Origin of the sequence: Streptomyces hilarionis (genome assembly GCF_024539675.1) — a bacterium.
In the GTDB taxonomy this organism is placed as follows: Bacteria; Actinomycetota; Actinomycetes; order Streptomycetales; family Streptomycetaceae; genus Streptomyces; species Streptomyces hilarionis.
Map to the genome: position 1 here is coordinate 12,782 of NZ_JAHHIT010000058.1, position 22,220 is coordinate 35,001.

The window sequence follows — 22,220 nt, forward strand, 5'->3', positions numbered from 1 at the left end:
AGGTGGGGGGAGGACGGGTGTCCGAAGCGCCGACGACCACGGCTGCGGCGACCGTCTTGTCGGTCGTCATACCCATGTACAACGAGGAAGAGGTCCTTCCCGCGCTGGTCAGCAGGTTGCGCCCGGTCCTCGACGGTCTGGGCGTCCCCTACGAGGTCGTCGCCGTGGACGACGGCGGCACGGACCGCACGGCCGTGCTCCTGGAAGCCTTCCGGCTCGGCTGGCCGCAACTGCGCGTGATCGGCCTGCGCCGCAACTCCGGTCACCAGGCCGCCCTCACCGCGGGCCTCGACCGGGCCGTGGGCGCCTACGTGGTCAGCATCGACGCGGACCTCCAGGACCCGCCCGAGAAGATCCCCGAGATGCTGGCGCTGGCCCGTGCCGAGGACCTCGACATCGTGTACGGCATCCGGGCCGACCGGGCCAGCGACACCGGGTTCAAGCGGTGGACGGCGGGCCTGTACTACCGCCTGGTGCGCCGGCTGGCGGGCCCGTCCGTGCCGGCCCAGGCCGGTGACTTCCGGCTGCTCAGCAGGGCCGCGGTGGACGCCCTGAAGGCGCTGCCGGACCAGCAGCGCGTCTACCGTCTCCTCGTGCCCTGGCTGGGCTTTCCCAGCGGCGAGGTCACCTACGAGCGCGCCCCGCGCCCGGCGGGACAGAGCAAGTACCCCCTGGGCCGGATGATCCGGCTGGCCGTGGACAGCGTCACCGGGTTCTCGGCCGCGCCCCTGCGGATCGCCACCTGGCTGGGCGGCTTCGCGTTCCTGGTCTGCCTCGGGCTGATGGTCTACACGCTGAGCGCGCACGCCTTCCAGCACACCGTGCCCGGCTGGACGTCCCTGTTCATCGGCGTGCTCTTCATCGGCGCGGTCCAGCTGGTCTGCGTGGGCCTGCTCGGCGAGTACGTCGGCCGCATCTACACGGCCGTGCAGAACCGGCCGACGTATTTCGTCGGGCGGGACACGGCGGTGCGGGAGCACCCCGCGACGGCGGTCACGACGCTCCCGGCGGCCCCGGCGGACCAGGGCGGGCCCGCTCCGGCGGCGGCCCCGGCGGGCGGCGCGGAGGCCTCGGCTCCGCCCGCGCAGCGGCTGGGGCAGCGTTCCTGAACCCCCGGCGTGTCGACGGCGGGGCTTTCTGTTTTGACCGAAGTCAGTGCGCTAGGTACGCTCAGACCTTGTGCCTGGGGTGTGCCCTGGCCCTCGTGCGTGTCTTCAGCCGCACGCGGGTCTCAAGCAGTGGCCACCGCGATCCGCGCCTCCCTCTGCCTAGCGGCGGAAGTCCGCGGGTCCGACACACCCGACCGCGTGGGTCGGCGAAGTTCCAGGTTAGCTTCACCATTCGGCACACAGAAACCGGAGAAGTAGTGCCTACGATCCAGCAGCTGGTCCGTAAGGGCCGGCAGGACAAGGTCGAGAAGAACAAGACGCCCGCACTCGAGGGTTCGCCCCAGCGTCGCGGCGTCTGCACGCGTGTGTTCACGACCACCCCGAAGAAGCCGAACTCGGCCCTGCGTAAGGTCGCGCGTGTGCGTCTGACCAGCGGGATCGAGGTCACCGCTTACATTCCGGGTGAGGGACACAACCTGCAGGAGCACTCCATCGTGCTCGTGCGTGGTGGCCGTGTGAAGGACCTGCCCGGTGTTCGCTACAAGATCATCCGTGGTTCGCTCGACACCCAGGGTGTCAAGAACCGCAAGCAGGCCCGCAGCCGCTACGGCGCCAAGAAGGAGAAGTAAACAATGCCTCGTAAGGGCCCTGCCCCGAAGCGCCCGGTCATCATCGACCCGGTCTACGGTTCTCCTCTTGTCACGTCGCTCATCAACAAGGTGCTGCTGAACGGCAAGCGCTCCACCGCCGAGCGCATCGTCTACGGCGCCATGGAGGGCCTGCGCGAGAAGACCGGCAACGACCCGGTCATCACGCTGAAGCGCGCTCTCGAGAACATCAAGCCGACCATCGAGGTCAAGTCCCGCCGTGTCGGTGGCGCGACCTACCAGGTCCCGATCGAGGTCAAGCCGGGTCGCGCGAGCACCCTGGCGCTGCGCTGGCTCGTCGGTTACTCCCGCGCCCGTCGCGAGAAGACCATGACCGAGCGCCTCCTCAACGAGCTTCTCGACGCGTCCAACGGCCTCGGCGCCGCTGTGAAGAAGCGCGAGGACACCCACAAGATGGCCGAGTCCAACAAGGCCTTCGCGCACTACCGCTGGTAGTCGCTACCCACATCGAGACCGAGAGAAGACGAAAGCCTTATGGCTACCACTTCACTTGACCTGGCCAAGGTCCGCAACATCGGGATCATGGCCCACATCGACGCGGGCAAGACGACCACCACCGAGCGGATCCTGTTCTACACCGGCGTCTCCTACAAGATCGGTGAGGTCCACGACGGCGCCGCCACGATGGACTGGATGGAGCAGGAGCAGGAGCGTGGCATCACGATCACCTCCGCTGCCACCACCTGTCACTGGCCGCTCGCCGATGTCGACCACACCATCAACATCATCGACACCCCGGGTCACGTCGACTTCACCGTCGAGGTGGAGCGTTCGCTGCGCGTGCTCGACGGTGCCGTGACGGTGTTCGACGGCGTCGCGGGTGTCGAGCCCCAGTCCGAGACCGTGTGGCGTCAGGCGGACCGCTACGGCGTGCCGCGTATCTGCTTCGTCAACAAGCTCGACCGGACCGGTGCCGAGTTCCACCGTTGCGTCGACATGATCAGCAGCCGCCTCGGCGCGCAGCCGATCGTCATGCAGCTCCCGATCGGTGCCGAGGCCGACTTCAAGGGCGTCGTCGACCTGGTCACGATGAAGGCCTTCGTGTGGTCCGCCGAGGCGGAGAAGGGCGAGATGTACGACGTCGTCGACATCCCGGCCACCCACACCGAGGCTGCCGAGGAGTACCGCGGCAAGCTCGTCGAGACCGTCGCCGAGAACGACGACGAGATCATGGAGCTGTACCTGGAGGGCCAGGAGCCGTCCGTGGAGCAGCTGTACGCCGCGATCCGTCGCATCACCATCGCGTCCGGCAAGTCGAGCGACACCACCGTCACCCCGGTGTTCTGCGGTACCGCGTTCAAGAACAAGGGCGTCCAGCCCCTGCTCGACGCGGTCGTGCGCTACCTCCCCTCCCCGCTCGACGTCGAGGCCATCGAGGGCCACGCCGTCAACGACCCGGAGGAGGTCGTCAAGCGCAAGCCGTCCGACGAGGAGCCGCTGTCGGCGCTCGCGTTCAAGATCATGAGCGACCCGCACCTCGGCAAGCTCACCTTCGTCCGGGTCTACTCGGGCCGCCTGGAGTCCGGCACCGCGGTGCTGAACTCCGTCAAGGGCAAGAAGGAGCGCATCGGCAAGATCTACCGCATGCACGCGAACAAGCGTGAGGAGATCGCGTCGGTCGGCGCCGGCGACATCGTCGCCGTCATGGGTCTGAAGCAGACCACGACCGGCGAGACGCTGTGCGACGACAAGCAGCCCGTGATCCTGGAGTCCATGGACTTCCCGGCTCCGGTCATCCAGGTCGCCATCGAGCCCAAGTCGAAGGGCGACCAGGAGAAGCTGGGCATCGCGATCCAGCGCCTGGCCGAGGAGGACCCGTCGTTCCAGGTCCACTCGGACGAGGAGACCGGCCAGACCATCATCGGCGGCATGGGCGAACTGCACCTCGAGGTGCTGGTCGACCGCATGCGCCGTGAGTTCAAGGTCGAGGCCAACGTCGGCAAGCCGCAGGTCGCCTACCGCGAGACCATCCGCAAGGCGGTCGACCGGGTCGACTACACGCACAAGAAGCAGACCGGCGGCACCGGCCAGTTCGCCAAGGTGCAGATCGCGATCGAGCCGATCGAGGGCGGCGACGCCTCGTACGAGTTCGTGAACAAGGTGACCGGTGGTCGCATCCCGAAGGAGTACATCCCTTCGGTCGACGCCGGTGCGCAGGAGGCCATGCAGTTCGGCATCCTCGCCGGTTACGAGATGACCGGCGTGCGCGTCATCCTGCTCGACGGTGGCTACCACGAGGTGGACTCCTCCGAGCTCGCGTTCAAGATCGCCGGTTCGCAGGCCTTCAAGGAGGCCGCCCGCAAGGCCAGCCCCGTGCTGCTCGAGCCGATGATGGCCGTCGAGGTCACCACGCCCGAGGACTACATGGGCGAGGTCATCGGCGACATCAACTCCCGCCGTGGTCAGATCCAGGCCATGGAGGAGCGGGCCGGTGCCCGCGTCGTCAAGGGCCTGGTGCCCCTGTCGGAGATGTTCGGCTACGTCGGCGACCTCCGCAGCAAGACGTCGGGTCGCGCGAGCTACTCGATGCAGTTCGACTCCTACGCCGAGGTTCCCCGGAACGTCGCCGAGGAGATCATCGCGAAGGCCAAGGGCGAGTAACGCACCGCGTTCACACGCTTTAGGCTTGACTCCGGAGCCTCTGGGGCAACCACCCGCATTCGTCAAGGATCGTGGGTGTTTGCCCCGGGCCCGGGATTTGACAGCAAAGATCACCTGGCGCCGATGAAGCAAGGCGTTCCAGAACCACTCCCAGGAGGACCCCCGTGGCGAAGGCGAAGTTCGAGCGGACTAAGCCGCACGTCAACATCGGCACCATCGGTCACATCGACCACGGTAAGACGACCCTCACGGCCGCCATTACCAAGGTGCTGCACGACAAGTACCCGGACCTGAACGAGGCCTCGGCCTTCGACCAGATCGACAAGGCTCCCGAAGAGCGCCAGCGCGGTATCACCATCTCCATCGCGCACGTCGAGTACCAGACGGAGACGCGTCACTACGCGCACGTCGACTGCCCGGGTCACGCGGACTACATCAAGAACATGATCACCGGTGCTGCCCAGATGGACGGCGCCATCCTCGTGGTCGCCGCCACCGACGGCCCGATGCCGCAGACCAAGGAGCACGTGCTCCTGGCCCGCCAGGTCGGCGTTCCGTACATCGTCGTCGCCCTGAACAAGGCCGACATGGTGGACGACGAGGAGATCCTGGAGCTCGTCGAGCTCGAGGTGCGCGAGCTCCTCTCCGAGTACGAGTTCCCGGGCGACGACCTGCCGGTCGTCAAGGTCTCGGCGCTCAAGGCGCTCGAGGGCGACCCGGAGTGGGCGAACACGGTCCTGGAGCTCATGCAGGCCGTCGACGAGTCGATTCCGGAGCCGGAGCGCGACGTCGACAAGCCGTTCCTCATGCCGATCGAGGACGTCTTCACGATCACCGGTCGCGGTACGGTCGTCACCGGCCGTATCGAGCGTGGTGTCCTGAAGGTCAACGAGACCGTCGACATCATCGGCATCAAGACCGAGAAGACCACCACCACGGTCACCGGCATCGAGATGTTCCGCAAGCTGCTCGACGAGGGCCAGGCCGGTGAGAACGTCGGTCTGCTGCTCCGCGGCATCAAGCGCGAGGACGTCGAGCGCGGCCAGGTCATCATCAAGCCGGGCTCGGTCACCCCGCACACCGAGTTCGAGGCCCAGGCCTACATCCTGTCGAAGGACGAGGGTGGCCGTCACACCCCCTTCTTCAACAACTACCGTCCGCAGTTCTACTTCCGTACGACGGACGTGACCGGCGTCGTGACCCTCCCCGAGGGCACCGAGATGGTCATGCCGGGTGACAACACCGAGATGAAGGTGGAGCTCATCCAGCCCGTCGCCATGGAAGAGGGCCTGAAGTTCGCCATCCGTGAGGGTGGCCGGACGGTCGGCGCCGGCCAGGTCACCAAGATCAACAAGTAAGTCTTGTTGTTCGACCTGGTAGCTCCAGCCTGAGCTGAGCACCTGAGAGGGCCCGTACGACTCCGGTCGTACGGGCCCTCTTGTCGTGTCCGGACTGCCTCGTCCGGACCGCCGTGTCCGGGCCGTGGCGGCCGGCCGGGTCCGGCGGGGTCAGATGCGCGCGAGGATCTGCCGCACGGGGTGCCCGAGCGCCTTGCCGAGGTCGTCCAGCTCACCGTCGTCGAGCGCCTCGCGGTCCGGATTCCACAGGGCGATCTCGAAGCTCGCGAAGCCGCAGGGCCGGGCGTACTCCAGAGCGTCCAGCGAGGTGGCCGCCCCGCAGCAGGGGACCTCCACGTCGAGGGAGACGAACCCGTCGTCGCCGTGCGCCTCCAGGAGGTCGCCGTACCAGACGGAGGAGACGGCCGCCCCGCACCGCGGGCAGCCGATCCGCTCCAGGTACTCGCCGCAGTCGACGGGCATGACGGCGTCGTACCACTCGACGTCGATCTCCGTGTCCAGGCCGGCGTCGTCCTCGGGAGCGAGACGGGTCAGCAGCGTGGCCGCGCGGTCGGCCGCGGCCTCGTCCGGCTGCCAGCGCGGGTCGGTCGGAATCACCGAGAGGACGTTGTCGCTCATGAGCACACTCGCATCGTCGAAGTTCTCTGCTGACGTGGTCGTCAGGTGAAGTGTGGTGGAACACCGCCGGGGGCCGGCGAGGGGGGGTGACCCCCGTGGGCCGGGCGGGAAGGCACTCCGCCCGCGGGACGTACCGCCCGACGTGAGGGCGCCCCCGCCGCTCACGCGTCGTGGCGGGGGAGATCCTCGGTGGAGACCGACCGGCCGGCGAGGGTGACGTCCTCGCCGTGGACGGCTCTCGCTGGGCGGCTCGTCGCTTCGTCGCTTCGGCAGTCGCGGCAGAGCCCTCGGGTCGGTGAGCGGAAGGGGCGGTCGCAGCCGGCGCAGGCGGGGAGCGGGCCCCGTACGGGCGGTGGAGCCTCCGGGGGCTTGCGGAAGGGCGGCGGGGGCGGCAGCTGGTCGGTGAGGCGGTGGGCGAGTAGGGCGGCCGGTCTGCGCAGCGGGTCCGCCGGCAGGTCCGCGGTGAGGGCCCGCACCACGGCCGCGGGTCCGACGTCCCGCTCCAGCCAGGCGGCGACCGCGGGCGCGAGGTGTTCCACGTCCTTGGCGGACAGCAGCAGGCGGGGGTCGTGACGGCGCAGGCGGGCGAGGAGGTCCGTCGCGGCCTGGAGGAGGACGGGAGCCGGGTAGGCGGGGCGGGGTACGGCGGGGAGCGCCTTGCGGGGGACCGCCGCACGCCTGGCGGGGACGTGGGCCGCTGCCGGACGGCGTTCGCGGTGGCCGGGCTGGTTGCAGGAGACCGTGCGGGTGACGATCCGGCCGTCGGGGCCGCGCTCGCGGGTGCGGCGCAGGTACCCGTGGGACTCCAGCTCGCGCAGGGCGGCCGCGATCCGGGTGGCGCCCTCGGGGAACCGCGCGGTGAGGGACTTGATGTCGACGCGGACGCCCTGGGGCAGCGACTGCAGGTGCACGGCCAGGCCGATCGCCAGGAGCGACAGCTCCCGATGCTGGGCGAGGTGGTTGCCGATCACCGTGAAGCGCTCGGAGTGGCGGGCGTTGTCGTGGGTGAGACCACCCGCGTGAGGGTGGTTTCTGCCCGGGATGCGGGACTCGGGGCACTCGGGCGCGCTAGGGTTTTCCGTGTCCATCGGGAAGCCTTACTTCCTCGGTGGTCAGGCCCTCGCAAGGGATGCCAGTCCCTGCGGGGGCCGTCTCATGTCTGCGGCTGGGTGGCTGTGACGCTGCGCTGAGCGTAGGGCAGACAACCCGTCCCGAATCCAGTCCAGTTGGCATATTCACTCGCGGGAGTGAGTGCCCGCCGCGGGCGGGAGGGGTGGGGCTCGGTGGGGGTTCTTTCCTCTCGGCCGTTCCTTGGAGAAGACCGCCCGCGCCACCGGAGCACGGAGACCCGGGTCCCGGTGCGGGCGCCGCGAGGACGCGTTCGGGCGGCGTTCCGGCAGGGCGCGGAGCGCTGCAACACCCGCTGCGGGAGCGGAGGTTGGCGCTGTCGGGTGCGGGTGCGGGTGCGGCGGCGGGCGTCCACCGCACGCGACGGCCGGCGCCGCCGAGGCCCCCGCCGCCTGCCGTGCCCTCTGTCTCGCCGTCCCGCCCGTCCCTAGCGGCGGGAACTCCCGTGGGGCGGCCCTGCCGGGCCCGTCGCGGGGCGGCCGGCGGGGCGACGGGCGCCTCAGTCGGAGAGCAGCGCGGCCAGGACCAGCAGGAGCGCCAGTGGCAGGACGGTGATCGTCAGGGCCGCCGCGGCCGCCAGGATGCGGAGCGTCCTGAACGAGCGGCGGCGGGGGAGGGCCCAGGCGACGGCGTACAGCGCCAGGGCCCAGAAGAGCGCCCCGCCGTACCGGCCCAGGCCGCCCTGCGCCCCTGTCGCGGCACACTCCAGTGCGAGGACCGGCAGGCCGAACGAGGACGCGACCAGGGGGATCCGCCACCAGGTCGGGTGGTCGGCCCGGAGATGAGGCGCGGTGTCGTGGGTCGTCATGTGAGGTACTTCACCAGGGCATGGCCGCACGGGCATCGGTGTTCGTACTCAGGTACGGGCCCGTCCCGTCCGGGTGAAGTGCGCGGGTGGAGGCCCCGGCGCGGCTCGCCGGGCTCAGCGTTTGACCTGCGTCACGTCCGGGGTATTCTCTCCGGCTCGATTGGCCAGGCCCCCGCCCCATATGGCAAACTGTCGGAGTTGCTCGGTCGAGTGTTGATGCTGCGCGCCTCCCGCCGGGAGGACCGGAAGCGAGTCCCACAGTACTCGTCGCCCTAACTGCCTCACGGCAGCGCTGGGGCGGACGTACGGGAATCTTTCGGGAAGTGTCAGTGCGGCGCCGACCAGGCACCCGGTGGACCTTTCGTCCTCGGCTTGCGGTTCCGGAAGGGCCGTGCTTTCCCAGCAGGGATGCTCGAACAAGGGGCATCTGTGTCGGTGACAGCGCGACACACCCGACCGCGTGGGTCGGAGCGGCGAAGACAACGGACCATCTGGTTCCAGAGCGTTAGAAGAGACAGGACTACTGAGTAGCCATGGCGGGACAGAAGATCCGCATCCGGCTCAAGGCCTACGACCACGAGGTCATCGACAGCTCGGCGAAGAAGATCGTCGAGACGGTGACGCGTACTGGTGCGTCGGTCGCGGGCCCGGTGCCGCTGCCCACTGAGAAGAACGTGTACTGCGTCATCAAGTCGCCGCACAAGTACAAGGACTCGCGCGAGCACTTCGAGATGCGCACGCACAAGCGCCTGATCGACATCCTCGACCCGACCCCCAAGACCGTTGACTCTCTGATGCGACTCGACCTCCCGGCCGGTGTCGACATCGAGATCAAGCTCTGAGGGCTGGTGATCTGAGAATGGCTAAGCAGATCAAGGGCATCCTGGGCGAGAAGCTCGGCATGACGCAGGTGTGGGACGAGAACAACCGCGTTGTTCCGGTCACCGTCGTCAAGGCCGGCCCCAACGTCGTGACCCAGGTCCGTACGAACGACAGTGACGGCTACGAGTCGGTCCAGATCGCCTTCGGCGAGATCGACCCGCGCAAGGTGAACAAGCCCCTCAAGGGCCACTTCGCCAAGGCCGACGTCACGCCCCGTCGCCACCTCGTCGAGATCCGGACGGCCGATGCCGCCGAGTACACGCTCGGTCAGGAAATCACCGCCGAGGTCTTCGAGGCCGGCGTGAAGGTCGACGTGACCGGCAAGAGCAAGGGCAAGGGCTTCGCCGGTGTCATGAAGCGTCACAACTTCAAGGGCCTCGGCGCCGGTCACGGCACCCAGCGCAAGCACCGCTCGCCCGGCTCCATCGGTGGCTGCGCCACCCCGGGCCGCGTGTTCAAGGGCCTCCGCATGGCGGGTCGCATGGGCAACGAGCGTGTCACCACCCAGAACCTGACCGTCCACGCCGTTGACGCGGAGAAGGGTCTGCTGCTCATCAAGGGCGCTGTCCCCGGTCCGAACGGCGGCCTCGTCCTGGTCCGCACCGCGGCCAAGGGGGCCTGAGGTACCGATGAGCACTGTTGACATCCTTTCGCCTGCAGGCGAGAAGACCGGAAGCGTCGAGCTCCCCGCGGAGATCTTCGGCGTGGAGAAGATCAGCATCCCGCTGATCCACCAGGTCGTCGTCGCGCAGAACGCGGCTGCCCGTCAGGGCACGCACAAGACCAAGACCCGCGGCGAGGTTCGCGGTGGCGGTAAGAAGCCTTACCGCCAGAAGGGCACCGGCCGCGCCCGTCAGGGCTCGACCCGCGCCCCGCAGTTCGCCGGTGGTGGCGTCGTGCACGGTCCCGTGCCGCGCGACTACTCGCAGCGGACCCCGAAGAAGATGAAGGCTGCCGCCCTGCGTCACGCCCTCACCGACCGGGCCCGCCACAACCGCATTCACGTCGTCTCCGGCGTGATCGAGGGCGAGACCCCCTCCACCAAGGCCGCTCGCACGCTGTTCGGCAAGATCTCGGAGCGCAAGAACCTGCTCCTGGTCGTCGACCGCGCCGACGAGGCCGCGTGGCTGTCCGCCCGCAACCTGCCCCAGGTGCACATCCTGGAGCCGGGCCAGCTGAACACGTACGACGTGATCGTCTCGGACGACGTGGTCTTCACCCAGGCCGCTCTTGAGTCCTTCGTGTCCGGCCCGAACAAGGCCAACGACACCGAAGGGAGTGACGCCTGATGGCTACGCGTCACCCGAGCATCGCCTCCAAGGCGGCCAAGGCCGCCAAGGCCGCGCGCGTCGCCAAGGCGAAGCGCCACGAGGCCGAGGGCAAGAACACCGTCGTCACCGCGCCCAGCAAGTCGTACACGGACCCCCGTGACGTCCTGCTGAAGCCGGTCGTGTCGGAGAAGAGCTACGCGCTCCTCGACGAGAACAAGTACACGTTCATCGTCGACCCGAACGCCAACAAGACCCAGATCAAGCAGGCCGTCCAGGCGGTCTTCTCGGTCAAGGTCACCGGGGTCAACACGATCAACCGCATCGGCAAGCGCAAGCGCACGAAGACCGGTTTCGGTCAGCGTGCCGCCACGAAGCGAGCGATCGTGACCCTTGCTGAGGGCGACCGTATCGACATCTTCGGCGGTCCGACCGCCTGAGGGCGGTCCGGATCGTCCGATATCGGACGAGGACTGAATAATGGGAATCCGCAAGTACAAGCCGACTACGCCGGGCCGTCGTGGCTCCAGCGTCGCCGACTTCGTCGAGGTCACGCGGTCCACGCCGGAGAAGTCGCTGGTCCGCCCGCTGCACAGCAAGGGCGGCCGTAACAACGCCGGTCGTGTGACCGTTCGCCACCAGGGTGGCGGACACAAGCGCGCCTACCGAGTGATCGACTTCCGTCGTCACGACAAGGACGGCGTGCCGGCGAAGGTCGCGCACATCGAGTACGACCCCAACCGCACCGCGCGCATCGCGCTGCTGCACTACGCCGACGGCGAGAAGCGCTACATCCTCGCCCCGCGCAACCTGCAGCAGGGTGACCGCGTCGAGAACGGTCCCGGGGCCGACATCAAGCCGGGCAACAACCTGGCGATCCGCAACATCCCGGTCGGTACCACGATCCACGCGATCGAGCTCCGTCCCGGTGGCGGCGCCAAGTTCGCCCGCTCCGCCGGCGCCTCCGTGCAGCTGCTCGCGAAGGAGGGCTCGATGGCCCACCTTCGTATGCCGTCCGGTGAGATCCGCCTGGTCGACCAGCGCTGCCGCGCCACGGTCGGCGAGGTCGGCAACGCCGAGCAGAGCAACATCAACTGGGGCAAGGCCGGCCGCAAGCGCTGGCTGGGCGTCCGCCCGACCGTTCGCGGTGTGGCGATGAACCCGGTTGACCACCCCCACGGTGGTGGTGAGGGCAAGACCTCCGGTGGTCGCCACCCGGTCAGCCCCTGGGGTCAGAAGGAGGGTCGTACTCGTTCGCCGAAGAAGGCTTCGAACAAGTACATCGTCCGCCGCCGCAAGACGAACAAGAAGCGCTAGGAGCGGGTTTAGATGCCGCGCAGTCTCAAGAAGGGGCCCTTCGTCGACGACCACCTCGTGAAGAAGGTGGACGCCCAGAACGAAGCCGGTTCCAAGAACGTCATCAAGACCTGGTCCCGTCGCTCGATGATCATTCCCAGCATGCTGGGCCACACGATCGCGGTGCACAACGGCAAGACCCACATTCCGGTGTTTGTCACCGAGTCGATGGTCGGCCACAAGCTCGGCGAGTTCTCGCCGACGCGCACCTTCCGGGGTCACGTCAAGGACGACCGGAAGTCGAAGCGCCGCTAACAGCGGGGTGGAATGACCATGACAGACACTGGAAGGACAACCATGGAAGCCAGGGCCCAGGCGCGGTACATCCGCGTCACGCCCATGAAGGCCCGCCGGGTGGTGGACCTTATCCGTGGCATGGACGCCACGGAGGCTCAGGCGGTCCTGCGTTTCGCCCCGCAGGCCGCGAGCGTGCCGGTCGGCAAGGTGCTTGACAGCGCCATCGCCAACGCCGCGCACAACTACGACCACACTGACGCAGACAGCCTCTTCATCTCCGAGGCCTACGTCGACGAGGGCCCGACCCTGAAGCGGTTCCGTCCGCGCGCCCAGGGCCGCGCCTACCGGATCCGCAAGCGGACCAGCCACATCACCGTGGTCGTCAGCAGCAAGGAAGGGACCCGGTAATGGGCCAGAAGGTTAACCCGCATGGGTTCCGGCTCGGCATCACCACGGACTTCAAGTCCCGCTGGTACGCCGACAAGTCGTACAAGGAATACGTCGGAGAAGACGTCGCCATCCGTCGGATGATGACGTCCGGCATGGAGCGCGCCGGCATCTCGAAGGTGGAGATCGAGCGCACCCGTGACCGTGTCCGCGTCGACATCCACACCGCGCGTCCGGGCATCGTCATCGGCCGCCGCGGCGCCGAGGCCGACCGTATCCGCGGCGACCTGGAGAAGCTGACCAAGAAGCAGGTCCAGCTGAACATCCTCGAGGTCAAGAACCCCGAGGTCGACGCTCAGCTGGTGGCCCAGGCCGTCGCCGAGCAGCTCTCCTCCCGCGTCTCCTTCCGTCGCGCCATGCGTAAGAGCATGCAGTCGGCGATGAAGGCGGGCGCCAAGGGCATCAAGATCCAGTGCGGTGGCCGCCTCGGCGGCGCCGAGATGTCCCGCTCGGAGTTCTACCGCGAGGGCCGTGTGCCCCTGCACACGCTCCGCGCGAACGTGGACTACGGCTTCTTCGAGGCCAAGACGACCTTCGGCCGCATCGGCGTGAAGGTCTGGATCTACAAGGGCGACGTCAAGAACATCGCCGAGGTCCGCGCCGAGAACGCCGCCGCCCGCGCCGGCAACCGCCCGGCTCGTGGCGGCGCCGACCGCCCGGCCGGCCGTGGTGGCCGCGGTGGCGAGCGTGGCGGTCGCGGTCGTAAGCCGCAGCAGGCTCCCGCCGCCGAGGCCCCCAAGGCCGAGGCTCCGGCGGCTGCCGCTCCGGCTGAGAGCACCGGAACGGAGGCCTGACCGACATGCTGATCCCCCGTAGGGTCAAGCACCGCAAGCAGCACCACCCGAAGCGCCGTGGTCAGGCCAAGGGCGGTACGACGGTCTCGTTCGGCGAGTACGGCATTCAGGCCCTCACGCCGGCGTACGTGACCAACCGCCAGATCGAGGCGGCCCGTATCGCCATGACCCGCCACATCAAGCGTGGCGGCAAGGTCTGGATCAACATCTACCCGGACCGCCCGCTCACGAAGAAGCCTGCCGAGACCCGCATGGGTTCCGGTAAGGGTTCTCCCGAGTGGTGGATCGCGAACGTGCACCCGGGCCGGGTCATGTTCGAGCTGTCCTACCCCAACGAGAAGATCGCCCGTGAGGCCCTGACTCGCGCCGCTCACAAGCTGCCGATGAAGTGCCGGATCGTCAAGCGCGAGGCAGGTGAAGCGTGATGTCGGCCGGTACCAAGGCGTCCGAGCTGCGCGAACTGGGTGACGAGGAGCTTCTGGCGAAGCTCCGCGAAGCCAAGGAAGAGCTGTTCAACCTCCGCTTCCAGGCGGCGACGGGTCAGCTCGAGAACCACGGTCGGCTCAAGGCCGTCCGTAAGGACATCGCGCGGATCTACACCCTGATGCGTGAGCGCGAGCTGGGCATCGAGACGGTGGAGAGCGCCTGATGAGCGAGAGCAACGTGACTGAGAACACCGAGGCCCGTGGCTTCCGGAAGACCCGCGAGGGTCTGGTCGTCAGCGACAAGATGGACAAGACCGTCGTCGTCGCCGTCGAGGACCGTGTGAAGCACGCGCTGTACGGCAAGGTCATCCGCCGTACGAACAAGCTCAAGGCTCACGACGAGCAGAACGCCGCGGGCGTCGGCGACCGTGTCCTCCTCGCGGAGACCCGGCCGCTGTCCGCGACGAAGCGCTGGCGCGTCGTCGAGATCCTCGAGAAGGCCAAGTAATTCTCCTGCGGGGCATTCCTCGCAGGACAGTTCCGCCAGGCTCCGGGAGCCGCTCCGCTGAGCGGCTCCCGGGGAACCGGCAGACAAACAGGAGATAGACGTGATCCAGCAGGAGTCGCGACTGCGTGTCGCCGACAACACTGGTGCGAAGGAAATCCTTTGCATCCGTGTGCTCGGTGGCTCCGGTCGCCGCTACGCGGGCATCGGTGACGTCATCGTCGCCACCGTCAAGGACGCGATCCCCGGTGGCAACGTGAAGAAGGGTGACGTCGTCAAGGCGGTCATCGTTCGCACCGTCAAGGAGCGCCGCCGTCCGGACGGCTCGTACATCCGTTTCGACGAGAACGCCGCCGTCATTCTGAAGAACGACGGCGACCCTCGCGGCACCCGCATCTTCGGCCCGGTCGGGCGCGAGCTGCGCGAGAAGAAGTTCATGAAGATCATCTCGCTGGCTCCGGAGGTGCTGTAAGCATGAAGATCAAGAAGGGCGACCTGGTCCAGGTCATCACCGGTAAGGACAAGGGCAAGCAGGGCAAGGTCATCGCGGCCTTCCCCCGCGAGGACCGCGTCCTGGTCGAGGGTGTCAACCGGGTCAAGAAGCACACGAAGGCCGGTCCGACCGCCAAGGGCTCGCAGGCCGGCGGCATCGTGACCACCGAGGCCCCGATCCACGTGTCCAACGTTCAGCTGGTCGTGGAGAAGGACGGCAACAAGGTCGTCACGCGCGTCGGTTACCGCTTCGACGACGAGGGCAACAAGATCCGCGTTGCCAAGCGGACGGGTGAGGACATCTGATGGCTACCACCACGACTCCGCGTCTCAAGACGAAGTACCGCGAGGAGATCGCGGGCAAGCTGCGTGAGGAGTTCTCCTACGAGAACGTCATGCAGATCCCCGGCCTCGTCAAGATCGTGGTCAACATGGGTGTGGGCGACGCCGCCCGCGACTCCAAGCTGATCGAGGGCGCCATCCGCGACCTCACCACGATCACCGGTCAGAAGCCGGCCGTCACCAAGGCCCGCAAGTCCATCGCGCAGTTCAAGCTGCGCGAGGGTCAGCCGATCGGTGCCCACGTCACGCTTCGTGGCGACCGCATGTGGGAGTTCCTGGACCGCACCCTGTCGCTCGCGCTCCCGCGCATCCGCGACTTCCGTGGTCTGTCCCCCAAGCAGTTCGACGGCCGTGGCAACTACACCTTCGGTCTCACGGAGCAGGTCATGTTCCACGAGATCGACCAGGACAAGATCGACCGTGTCCGGGGTATGGACATCACCGTGGTCACCACGGCGACCAACGACGCTGAGGGCCGCGCGCTCCTTCGTCACCTCGGCTTCCCCTTCAAGGAGGCGTGAGCGAGATGGCGAAGAAGGCTCTGATCGCGAAGGCTGCTCGCAAGCCCAAGTTCGCTGTGCGCGCTTACAACCGCTGCCAGCGCTGCGGTCGTCCGCACTCCGTGTACCGCAAGTTCGGCCTCTGCCGTGTGTGCCTTCGTGAGATGGCTCACCGCGGCGAGCTGCCGGGCGTGACCAAGAGCTCCTGGTAAACACCCCTTTCAGGGTTCCAGAGGCTCTCGGTAAGCAATGGGCGTGTCAGGTGCCCGTCCTCCCATGCCGTAGGCTGGGAGGGTTGGGCGCCTGACGCCCGTACGACTTACTACGCCGTAGGTCCACCGCGCCGCACCCGTCCCGTCTCGGATCGGGGAGAGGGATGGCGCACCAGGAAACCCCGGCGAGAGAGGCCACAGGCCAATTCATGACCATGACTGATCCGATCGCAGACATGCTTACGCGTCTGCGGAACGCGAACTCGGCGTATCACGACTCCGTGACGATGCCGGCATCGAAGATCAAGTCTCACATCGCGGAGATCCTCCAGCAGGAGGGCTTCATCACGGGCTGGAAGGTCGAGGACGCCGAGGTCGGCAAGAACCTCGTTCTCGAGCTGAAGTTCGGCCCGAACCGTGAGCGCTCCATCGCGGGCATCAAGCGGATCTCCAAGCCCGGTCTCCGGGTTTACGCGAAGTCCACCTCCCTGCCCAAGGTGCTCGGTGGCCTCGGCGTGGCGATCATCTCCACGTCGCACGGTCTCCTCACCGACAAGCAGGCCGGCAAGAAGGGCGTAGGCGGAGAAGTTCTCGCCTACGTCTGGTAACGGAAGGGAACGGAGGAAACAGCTATGTCGCGTATTGGCAAGCTCCCCATCACGGTTCCCGCCGGCGTGGACGTCACCATCGACGGCCAGACGGTTTCGGTCAAGGGCCCCAAGGGCTCGCTGACGCACACCGTCGTTTCGCCGATCGAGATCGCCAAGGGTGAGGACGGCGTTCTGAACGTCACCCGCCCCAACGACGAGCGTCAGAGCAAGGCCCTGCACGGCCTGTCCCGCACGCTGGTGGCGAACATGATCACCGGCGTGACCCAGGGTTACGTGAAGAAGCTCGAGATCAGTGGTGTCGGTTACCGCGTGACCGCGAAGGGCTCGAACCTCGAGTTCGCGCTCGGTTACAGCCACCCGATCACCGTCGAGGCGCCCGAGGGCATCACCTTCAAGGTGGAGACCCCGACCCGCTTCCAGGTCGAGGGCATCGACAAGCAGAAGGTCGGCGAGGTCGCGGCCAACATCCGCAAGCTCCGCAAGCCCGACCCGTACAAGGCCAAGGGCGTCAAGTACGAGGGCGAAGTCATCCGCCGCAAGGTCGGAAAGGCGGGTAAGTAAGCCATGGCATACGGACAGAAGATCCTCAAGGGCGACGCTTACAAGCGTGCCGCGATCAAGCGTCGCCACATCCGGATCCGTAAGCACATCTCGGGTACGGCGGAGCGTCCGCGCCTGGTCGTGACGCGCTCCAACCGCCACATCGTGGCTCAGGTCATCGACGACATCAAGGGTCACACCCTGGCGTCGGCGTCGACCCTGGACACCACGATCCGCGGTGGTGAGGCCGACAAGTCCTCGCAGGCCAAGCAGGTCGGCGCCCTGGTCGCCGAGCGCGCCAAGGCCGCCGGTGTCGAGGCTGTCGTGTTCGACCGTGGTGGTAACCAGTACGCCGGGCGCATCGCCGCCCTGGCGGACGCCGCCCGCGAAGCCGGACTCAAGTTCTGAGTCGGTTCCGTAGCTAGCGGAAACAGAGAGAGGTAATTCCAATGGCTGGACCCCAGCGCCGCGGTGGCGGTGCCGGTGGCGGCGAGCGGCGGGACCGGAAGGGCCGTGACGGCGGCGCTGCTGCCGCCGAGAAGACCGCGTACGTTGAGCGCGTCGTCGCGATCAACCGTGTCGCCAAGGTTGTGAAGGGTGGTCGTCGCTTCAGCTTCACCGCGCTGGTCGTGGTGGGCGACGGTGACGGCACCGTGGGTGTCGGATACGGCAAGGCCAAGGAGGTGCCGGCCGCCATCGCCAAGGGCGTTGAGGAGGCCAAGAAGCACTTCTTCAAGGTCCCGCGTATCCAGGGCACCATCCCGCACCCGATCACGGGCGAGAAGGCCGCGGGCGTCGTCCTGCTCAAGCCTGCTTCCCCCGGTACCGGCGTCATCGCCGGTGGCCCGGTGCGTGCGGTGCTCGAGTGCGCCGGCGTTCACGACATCCTGTCGAAGTCGCTCGGCTCGTCGAACGCGATCAACATCGTGCACGCGACCGTGGAGGCCCTGAAGGGCCTGCAGCGTCCCGAGGAGATCGCGGCCCGCCGCGGTCTGCCCCTCGAGGACGTCGCCCCCGCGGCTCTGCTTCGTGCGCGTGCCGGGGCTGGTGCTGCGTAATGGCACAGCTCCGGATCACCCAGACGAAGTCGTACATCGGCAGCAAGCAGAACCACCGTGACACCCTGCGTTCGCTCGGGCTCAAGCGCCTGAACGACGTGGTCGTCAAGGAGGACCGCCCCGAGTTCCGCGGAATGGTGCACACCGTCCGCCACCTCGTGACGGTCGAGGAGGTCGACTGATCATGGCGGAGAACAACCCGCTCAAGATCCACAACCTCCGTCCCGCCCCGGGCGCCAAGACCGCCAAGACCCGTGTGGGTCGTGGTGAGGCGTCGAAGGGTAAGACGGCCGGTCGTGGTACCAAGGGCACGAAGGCCCGTTACCAGGTTCCGGAGCGCTTCGAGGGTGGCCAGATGCCCCTCCACATGCGTCTTCCGAAGCTGAAGGGCTTCAAGAACCCGTTCAAGACCGAGTTCCAGGTCGTGAACCTCGACAAGCTGGGCGCGCTGTACCCGGAGGGTGGCGAGGTCACCGTCGAGGGGCTCGTCGCCAAGGGCGCCGTTCGCAAGAACAGCCTCGTCAAGGTCCTCGGCCAGGGCGAGATCTCCGTGGCGCTGCAGGTGACGGTCGACGCCGTCTCCGGCTCCGCCAAGGAGAAGATCACCGCCGCCGGCGGTACCGTCACCGAGCTCATCTGAACATCTCAGGTGTCTCGATGACTTGAGCGATCCCGACCGGGGATACCCCACAAATGGGGTATCCCCGGTTGGTCGTTCCTAGGGCAGGTGTGTCGCGGGTATGGTGACCAGCACTGCCCACTTTTCACAAGGTTCCCCCAAGGGGGCACCTTGAGCGGCAGTCGACCGTTACTCATGTCGTTGTCGTAAGTCGTTGTTCTTATTGGACCCTCAAGACCGTCACCCTTGACGCAGATGCGCGGGGGTCGCAGGAGGCACCGTGCTCACCGCGTTCGCCCGGGCGTTCAGGACGCCCGACCTGCGCAAGAAGCTCCTCTTCACGCTCGGGATCATCGTGATCTACCGGGTCGGGACGCACATCCCGATCCCCGGTGTCGACTACACGTCCGTTCAGCGGTGTGTGGACGAGGCGTCCGGCAACCAGGGCCTCTTCGGTCTGGTGAACATGTTCAGCGGCGGTGCGCTGCTGCAGATCACCATCTTCGCGCTGGGCATCATGCCGTACATCACGGCGAGCATCATCCTTCAGCTGCTCACGGTGGTCATCCCGCGTCTGGAGGCCCTGAAGAAGGAGGGCCAGGCCGGTACCGCGAAGATCACGCAGTACACCCGGTACCTCACCGTGGCGCTCGCCATCCTCCAGGGCACCGGTCTGGTGGCCACGGCCCGCAGCGGCGCCCTGTTCTCCGGTTGCTCGGTCGCGTCCAGCATCGTCCCGGACCAGGCGATCTTCACGACCATCACCATGGTCATCTGCATGACCGCCGGCACGGCCATGGTCATGTGGCTCGGTGAGCTCATCACCGACCGCGGCATCGGCAACGGCATGTCGATCCTGATGTTCATCTCGATCGCCGCGACGTTCCCCTCCGCGCTGTGGGCCATCAAGAAGCAGGGCACGCTGGCGGACGGCTGGATCGAGTTCGGCACCGTCATCCTGGTGGGCCTCGTCATGGTCGGCCTGGTGGTCTTCGTCGAGCAGGCCCAGCGCCGGATCCCCGTGCAGTACGCGAAGCGCATGATCGGTCGCCGGTCCTACGGCGGCACCTCGACGTACATCCCGCTGAAGGTGAACCAGGCCGGTGTGATCCCGGTCATCTTCGCCTCGTCGCTGCTCTACATCCCGGCCCTGGTGGCCCAGTTCTCCAGCGGGCAGTCCGGCTGGAAGACCTGGATCGAGACCAACCTGACCAAGGGCGACCACCCGATCTACATCAGCCTGTACTTCTTGCTGATCGTTTTCTTCGCGTTCTTCTACGTGGCGATCTCCTTCAACCCCGAGGAAGTCGCCGACAACATGAAGAAGTATGGTGGCTTCATCCCGGGCATCCGGGCTGGCCGACCGACCGCTGAGTACCTCTCGTACGTGCTCAACCGGATCACCTGGCCGGGTTCGCTGTATCTGGGTCTTATCGCTCTTGTACCGACGATGGCGTTGGTTGGCTTCGGGGCAAGCCAGAACTTCCCGTTCGGTGGCACCAGCATCCTGATCATCGTGGGTGTCGGTCTCGAAACGGTGAAGCAGATCGAGAGCCAGCTCCAGCAGCGCAATTACGAAGGGTTCCTCCGCTGATGCGTATCGTCCTCGTCGGGCCGCCGGGCGCCGGAAAGGGAACGCAGGCCACACGTCTGGCCGAGAAGCTCCGCGTTCCGCACATCTCCACGGGCGACCTGTTCCGCGCCAACATCAGCCAGCAGACGGAACTCGGGAAGCTCGCGAAGTCCTACATGGACGCCGGCAACCTCGTCCCCGACGAGGTCACCATCGCCATGGCCAAGGACCGCATGGAGCAGCCGGACGCCGAGCGCGGCTTCCTGCTGGACGGCTTCCCGCGCAACGTCTCGCAGGCCGAGGCGCTCGACGAGCTCCTCACCACCGAGGGCATCAAGCTGGACGCGGTACTGGACCTGGAGGCCCCGGAGGAGGAGGTCGTCAAGCGGATCGCCGGCCGGCGCATCTGCCGCAACGACTCCTCGCACGTCTTCCACGTGACGTACAAGAAGGCCGCCGAGGAAGGCGTCTGCGACGTCTGCGGCGGCGAGCTGTACCAGCGTGACGACGACTCCGAGGAGACGGTCCGCACGCGGCTCGAGGTCTACCACACGCAGACCGAGCCGATCATCGACTACTACAAGGCGCAGGGCCTGGTCGTGACGATCGAGGCCATGGGTCCCGTGGACGAGGTCACCGGCCGTGCGCTGGCGGCGCTGAAGCGCGAGGGCGACGACCAGTAGTCGTCGGCCCGGATACGGCCGTGGAGTCCCCCGGGACCCCACGGCCGTACTGTTGTGTACGTAGTGACCGACCTGAGTGACGGAGAGCGCAGGCCCCCCATGGTGCAGATCAAGAGCCCCGAGCAGATCGCCAAGATGCGTGCGGCGGGGTTGGTCGTCGCCGCCATCCACGACGCCACGCGGGAAGCGGCGGTGCCGGGCGCGACGACGATGGACCTGGACCTCGTCGCCCGCAAGGTCCTCGCGGAGCACGGCGCGAAGTCGAACTTCCTCGGTTACGGCGGCTTCCCCGCGACGATCTGCACCTCGGTGAACGACGTGGTCGTGCACGGCATCCCCTCCGGCGAGGTCGTCCTCAAGGACGGCGACGTCATCTCGATCGACTGCGGCGCGATCGTGGACGGCTGGCACGGCGACGCGGCGTACACCGCCTTCGTCGGCTCCGGCCACGCCCCGGAGCTGATCGAGCTCTCCCGGGTGACGGAGGAGTCGATGTGGGCCGGCATCGCGGCCATGAAGCTCGGCAACCGTCTGGTGGACGTGTCGCGGGCCATCGAGACGTACATCCGCCGCCAGCCGAAGCCCGGCGGCGGCCGCTACGGCATCATCGAGGACTACGGCGGCCACGGCATCGGCACCGAGATGCACATGGACCCGCACCTGCTGAACTACGTCGACCGCCGGCGGGGCAAGGGTCCCAAGCTGGTGCCCGGCTTCTGCCTCGCCATCGAGCCGATGGTCTCGCTCGGCACCCCGCGCACCGAGGTCCTCGAGGACGACTGGACGGTCATCACGACCGACGGGACCTGGTCCTCGCACTGGGAGCACTCCGTGGCGCTGACGGAGGAGGGGCCGCTGGTGCTCACCTCTCCCGACGGCGGCAGGGCGAAGCTGGCCGAGCACGGTGTCGAGGCGGCCCCGGACCCGCTGGCCTGAGCCGTCCTGCGGGGGTTCGGCCGCGAGGCGGGCCGGGCCCCTCGGTTAAGGAGCTCGGCTGTGGGGCAGACTTCTCGATTCGTGTTTCGGTCAGGGCTGACGTAGACTGACTCGTCGGCTCTCGTGCACCCGCATGTCCGCATGCGCCCGTAAGGGAAAAGGCGGGGGAGCCGATCAAGGTAGTCGATTCGAAGGGCGAAGCGTGGCCAAGAAGCAAGGTGCCATCGAGATCGAGGGCACTGTCGTCGAGTCTCTTCCGAACGCCATGTTCAAGGTCGAGCTCCAGAACGGCCACCAGGTCCTGGCGCACATCAGCGGCAAGATGCGTATGCACTACATCCGTATCCTCCCTGACGACCGGGTCGTGGTGGAGCTGTCTCCGTACGACCTGACGCGTGGCCGGATCGTCTACCGCTACAAGTAGATCTTGCCCGTACCTTCGTGGGGGGG

At 67.3% G+C, this 22,220-nt stretch carries 33 protein-coding genes; 30 read left to right on the forward strand and 3 right to left on the reverse strand.

Annotation, left to right across the window (positions count from 1 at the left end; genetic code table 11):
• The first annotated feature begins 74 nt into the window (after positions 1-74).
• The 5 genes from KMS84_RS15090 to tuf all read left to right on the forward strand — a co-directional run bounded on the left by KMS84_RS15090 (position 75) and on the right by tuf (position 5,736).
• Complete coding sequence (locus KMS84_RS15090) at positions 75-1,109, forward strand: glycosyltransferase family 2 protein (protein ID WP_438818940.1); 1,035 nt, start codon at positions 75-77, stop codon at positions 1,107-1,109.
• Positions 1,110-1,366: 257 nt separating this feature from the next.
• Positions 1,367-1,738: a 30S ribosomal protein S12 gene (gene rpsL, locus KMS84_RS15095; protein WP_003948652.1), complete on the forward strand. Its 372-nt coding sequence runs from the start codon at positions 1,367-1,369 to the stop codon at positions 1,736-1,738.
• A 3-nt stretch (positions 1,739-1,741) separates the two neighbouring features.
• The gene (gene rpsG / locus KMS84_RS15100; protein ID WP_020132641.1) at positions 1,742-2,212 is read left to right on the forward strand and encodes a 30S ribosomal protein S7; all 471 of its coding nucleotides are present in this window, start codon (positions 1,742-1,744) and stop codon (positions 2,210-2,212) included.
• Between the two features lie 39 nt (positions 2,213-2,251).
• Complete coding sequence (gene fusA, locus KMS84_RS15105) at positions 2,252-4,378, forward strand: elongation factor G (RefSeq protein ID WP_256916736.1); 2,127 nt, start codon at positions 2,252-2,254, stop codon at positions 4,376-4,378.
• Between the two features lie 164 nt (positions 4,379-4,542).
• The gene (gene tuf / locus KMS84_RS15110; RefSeq protein ID WP_256916737.1) at positions 4,543-5,736 is read left to right on the forward strand and encodes an elongation factor Tu; all 1,194 of its coding nucleotides are present in this window, start codon (positions 4,543-4,545) and stop codon (positions 5,734-5,736) included.
• Positions 5,737-5,886: 150 nt separating this feature from the next.
• On the opposite strand, the gene KMS84_RS15115 is transcribed toward tuf, so the two are convergent.
• The 3 genes from KMS84_RS15115 to KMS84_RS15125 form a co-directional block, all read right to left on the reverse strand.
• A complete protein-coding gene (locus KMS84_RS15115) occupies positions 5,887-6,354 on the reverse strand; it encodes a hypothetical protein (protein ID WP_256916738.1) in 468 nt (155 codons plus the stop codon).
• Between the two features lie 161 nt (positions 6,355-6,515).
• Positions 6,516-7,442, reverse strand: a complete 927-nt coding sequence (locus KMS84_RS15120; RefSeq protein ID WP_256916739.1) for a helix-turn-helix domain-containing protein — start codon at positions 7,440-7,442, stop codon at positions 6,516-6,518.
• 539 nt (positions 7,443-7,981) lie between these two features.
• Positions 7,982-8,290, reverse strand: coding sequence for a hypothetical protein (locus KMS84_RS15125; RefSeq protein WP_256916740.1), 309 nt, complete (start codon positions 8,288-8,290; stop codon positions 7,982-7,984).
• 533 nt (positions 8,291-8,823) lie between these two features.
• On the opposite strand from KMS84_RS15125, the gene rpsJ reads away from it, so the two are divergent.
• From rpsJ to infA, 25 genes are all read left to right on the forward strand, one after another.
• A complete protein-coding gene (rpsJ, locus tag KMS84_RS15130; protein WP_003948644.1) occupies positions 8,824-9,132 on the forward strand; it encodes a 30S ribosomal protein S10 in 309 nt (102 codons plus the stop codon).
• A 17-nt stretch (positions 9,133-9,149) separates the two neighbouring features.
• Complete coding sequence (gene rplC, locus KMS84_RS15135; RefSeq protein ID WP_069770402.1) at positions 9,150-9,794, forward strand: 50S ribosomal protein L3; 645 nt, start codon at positions 9,150-9,152, stop codon at positions 9,792-9,794.
• A gap of 7 nt (positions 9,795-9,801) precedes the next feature.
• Positions 9,802-10,461, forward strand: coding sequence for a 50S ribosomal protein L4 (gene rplD, locus KMS84_RS15140; protein WP_256916741.1), 660 nt, complete (start codon positions 9,802-9,804; stop codon positions 10,459-10,461).
• Positions 10,461-10,880, forward strand: coding sequence for a 50S ribosomal protein L23 (gene rplW, locus KMS84_RS15145; RefSeq protein ID WP_256916742.1), 420 nt, complete (start codon positions 10,461-10,463; stop codon positions 10,878-10,880). The genes rplD and rplW overlap by 1 nt, the downstream gene beginning before the upstream one ends.
• Before the next feature lie 40 nt (positions 10,881-10,920).
• Complete coding sequence (gene rplB, locus KMS84_RS15150; protein WP_019980874.1) at positions 10,921-11,757, forward strand: 50S ribosomal protein L2; 837 nt, start codon at positions 10,921-10,923, stop codon at positions 11,755-11,757.
• 12 nt (positions 11,758-11,769) lie between these two features.
• A complete protein-coding gene (gene rpsS, locus KMS84_RS15155) occupies positions 11,770-12,051 on the forward strand; it encodes a 30S ribosomal protein S19 (protein WP_069770399.1) in 282 nt (93 codons plus the stop codon).
• Between the two features lie 42 nt (positions 12,052-12,093).
• Positions 12,094-12,441 carry a 50S ribosomal protein L22 gene (gene rplV / locus KMS84_RS15160; RefSeq protein ID WP_003974262.1) on the forward strand — a complete coding sequence of 116 codons (348 nt, stop codon included), beginning with the start codon at positions 12,094-12,096 and terminating at the stop codon, positions 12,439-12,441.
• Complete coding sequence (gene rpsC / locus KMS84_RS15165; protein WP_069770398.1) at positions 12,441-13,274, forward strand: 30S ribosomal protein S3; 834 nt, start codon at positions 12,441-12,443, stop codon at positions 13,272-13,274. Before rplV ends, rpsC begins: the two co-directional genes overlap by 1 nt.
• Positions 13,275-13,279: 5 nt before the next feature.
• Complete coding sequence (gene rplP / locus KMS84_RS15170) at positions 13,280-13,699, forward strand: 50S ribosomal protein L16 (protein ID WP_006140905.1); 420 nt, start codon at positions 13,280-13,282, stop codon at positions 13,697-13,699.
• On the forward strand, positions 13,699-13,923 hold the full coding sequence (gene rpmC, locus KMS84_RS15175) for a 50S ribosomal protein L29 (RefSeq protein WP_003998824.1): 225 nt from the start codon (positions 13,699-13,701) through the stop codon (positions 13,921-13,923). Before rplP ends, rpmC begins: the two co-directional genes overlap by 1 nt.
• A complete protein-coding gene (gene rpsQ, locus KMS84_RS15180; protein WP_152888004.1) occupies positions 13,923-14,207 on the forward strand; it encodes a 30S ribosomal protein S17 in 285 nt (94 codons plus the stop codon). The genes rpmC and rpsQ overlap by 1 nt, the downstream gene beginning before the upstream one ends.
• A gap of 100 nt (positions 14,208-14,307) precedes the next feature.
• Positions 14,308-14,676: a 50S ribosomal protein L14 gene (gene rplN / locus KMS84_RS15185; RefSeq protein WP_003998823.1), complete on the forward strand. Its 369-nt coding sequence runs from the start codon at positions 14,308-14,310 to the stop codon at positions 14,674-14,676.
• A gap of 2 nt (positions 14,677-14,678) precedes the next feature.
• Positions 14,679-15,002, forward strand: a complete 324-nt coding sequence (rplX, locus tag KMS84_RS15190; protein WP_030039760.1) for a 50S ribosomal protein L24 — start codon at positions 14,679-14,681, stop codon at positions 15,000-15,002.
• A complete protein-coding gene (gene rplE, locus KMS84_RS15195; protein WP_030788262.1) occupies positions 15,002-15,559 on the forward strand; it encodes a 50S ribosomal protein L5 in 558 nt (185 codons plus the stop codon). The genes rplX and rplE overlap by 1 nt, the downstream gene beginning before the upstream one ends.
• Before the next feature lie 5 nt (positions 15,560-15,564).
• Positions 15,565-15,750, forward strand: coding sequence for a type Z 30S ribosomal protein S14 (locus tag KMS84_RS15200; protein ID WP_030890724.1), 186 nt, complete (start codon positions 15,565-15,567; stop codon positions 15,748-15,750).
• Between the two features lie 209 nt (positions 15,751-15,959).
• The gene (rpsH, locus tag KMS84_RS15205) at positions 15,960-16,358 is read left to right on the forward strand and encodes a 30S ribosomal protein S8 (protein ID WP_013001411.1); all 399 of its coding nucleotides are present in this window, start codon (positions 15,960-15,962) and stop codon (positions 16,356-16,358) included.
• Positions 16,359-16,382: 24 nt separating this feature from the next.
• Complete coding sequence (gene rplF / locus KMS84_RS15210; protein WP_256916743.1) at positions 16,383-16,922, forward strand: 50S ribosomal protein L6; 540 nt, start codon at positions 16,383-16,385, stop codon at positions 16,920-16,922.
• A 3-nt stretch (positions 16,923-16,925) separates the two neighbouring features.
• Positions 16,926-17,309 (forward strand): 50S ribosomal protein L18, encoded by a 384-nt coding sequence (gene rplR / locus KMS84_RS15215; protein ID WP_057584673.1) that lies wholly within the window; start codon positions 16,926-16,928, stop codon positions 17,307-17,309.
• Positions 17,310-17,350: 41 nt separating this feature from the next.
• On the forward strand, positions 17,351-17,959 hold the full coding sequence (rpsE, locus tag KMS84_RS15220; RefSeq protein WP_013001409.1) for a 30S ribosomal protein S5: 609 nt from the start codon (positions 17,351-17,353) through the stop codon (positions 17,957-17,959).
• Complete coding sequence (gene rpmD / locus KMS84_RS15225; RefSeq protein WP_060901490.1) at positions 17,959-18,141, forward strand: 50S ribosomal protein L30; 183 nt, start codon at positions 17,959-17,961, stop codon at positions 18,139-18,141. Before rpsE ends, rpmD begins: the two co-directional genes overlap by 1 nt.
• Before the next feature lie 2 nt (positions 18,142-18,143).
• On the forward strand, positions 18,144-18,599 hold the full coding sequence (gene rplO, locus KMS84_RS15230) for a 50S ribosomal protein L15 (RefSeq protein ID WP_256916744.1): 456 nt from the start codon (positions 18,144-18,146) through the stop codon (positions 18,597-18,599).
• 259 nt (positions 18,600-18,858) lie between these two features.
• Complete coding sequence (secY, locus tag KMS84_RS15235) at positions 18,859-20,172, forward strand: preprotein translocase subunit SecY (RefSeq protein ID WP_256916745.1); 1,314 nt, start codon at positions 18,859-18,861, stop codon at positions 20,170-20,172.
• Entirely contained in the window at positions 20,172-20,834 is a 663-nt protein-coding gene (locus KMS84_RS15240) for an adenylate kinase (RefSeq protein WP_256916746.1), read from the forward strand. Before secY ends, KMS84_RS15240 begins: the two co-directional genes overlap by 1 nt.
• Before the next feature lie 99 nt (positions 20,835-20,933).
• Positions 20,934-21,770 carry a type I methionyl aminopeptidase gene (map, locus tag KMS84_RS15245; RefSeq protein WP_256916769.1) on the forward strand — a complete coding sequence of 279 codons (837 nt, stop codon included), beginning with the start codon at positions 20,934-20,936 and terminating at the stop codon, positions 21,768-21,770.
• Positions 21,771-21,972: 202 nt separating this feature from the next.
• Positions 21,973-22,194, forward strand: a complete 222-nt coding sequence (gene infA, locus KMS84_RS15250) for a translation initiation factor IF-1 (protein WP_003948620.1) — start codon at positions 21,973-21,975, stop codon at positions 22,192-22,194.
• Positions 22,195-22,220 lie beyond the last annotated feature (26 nt).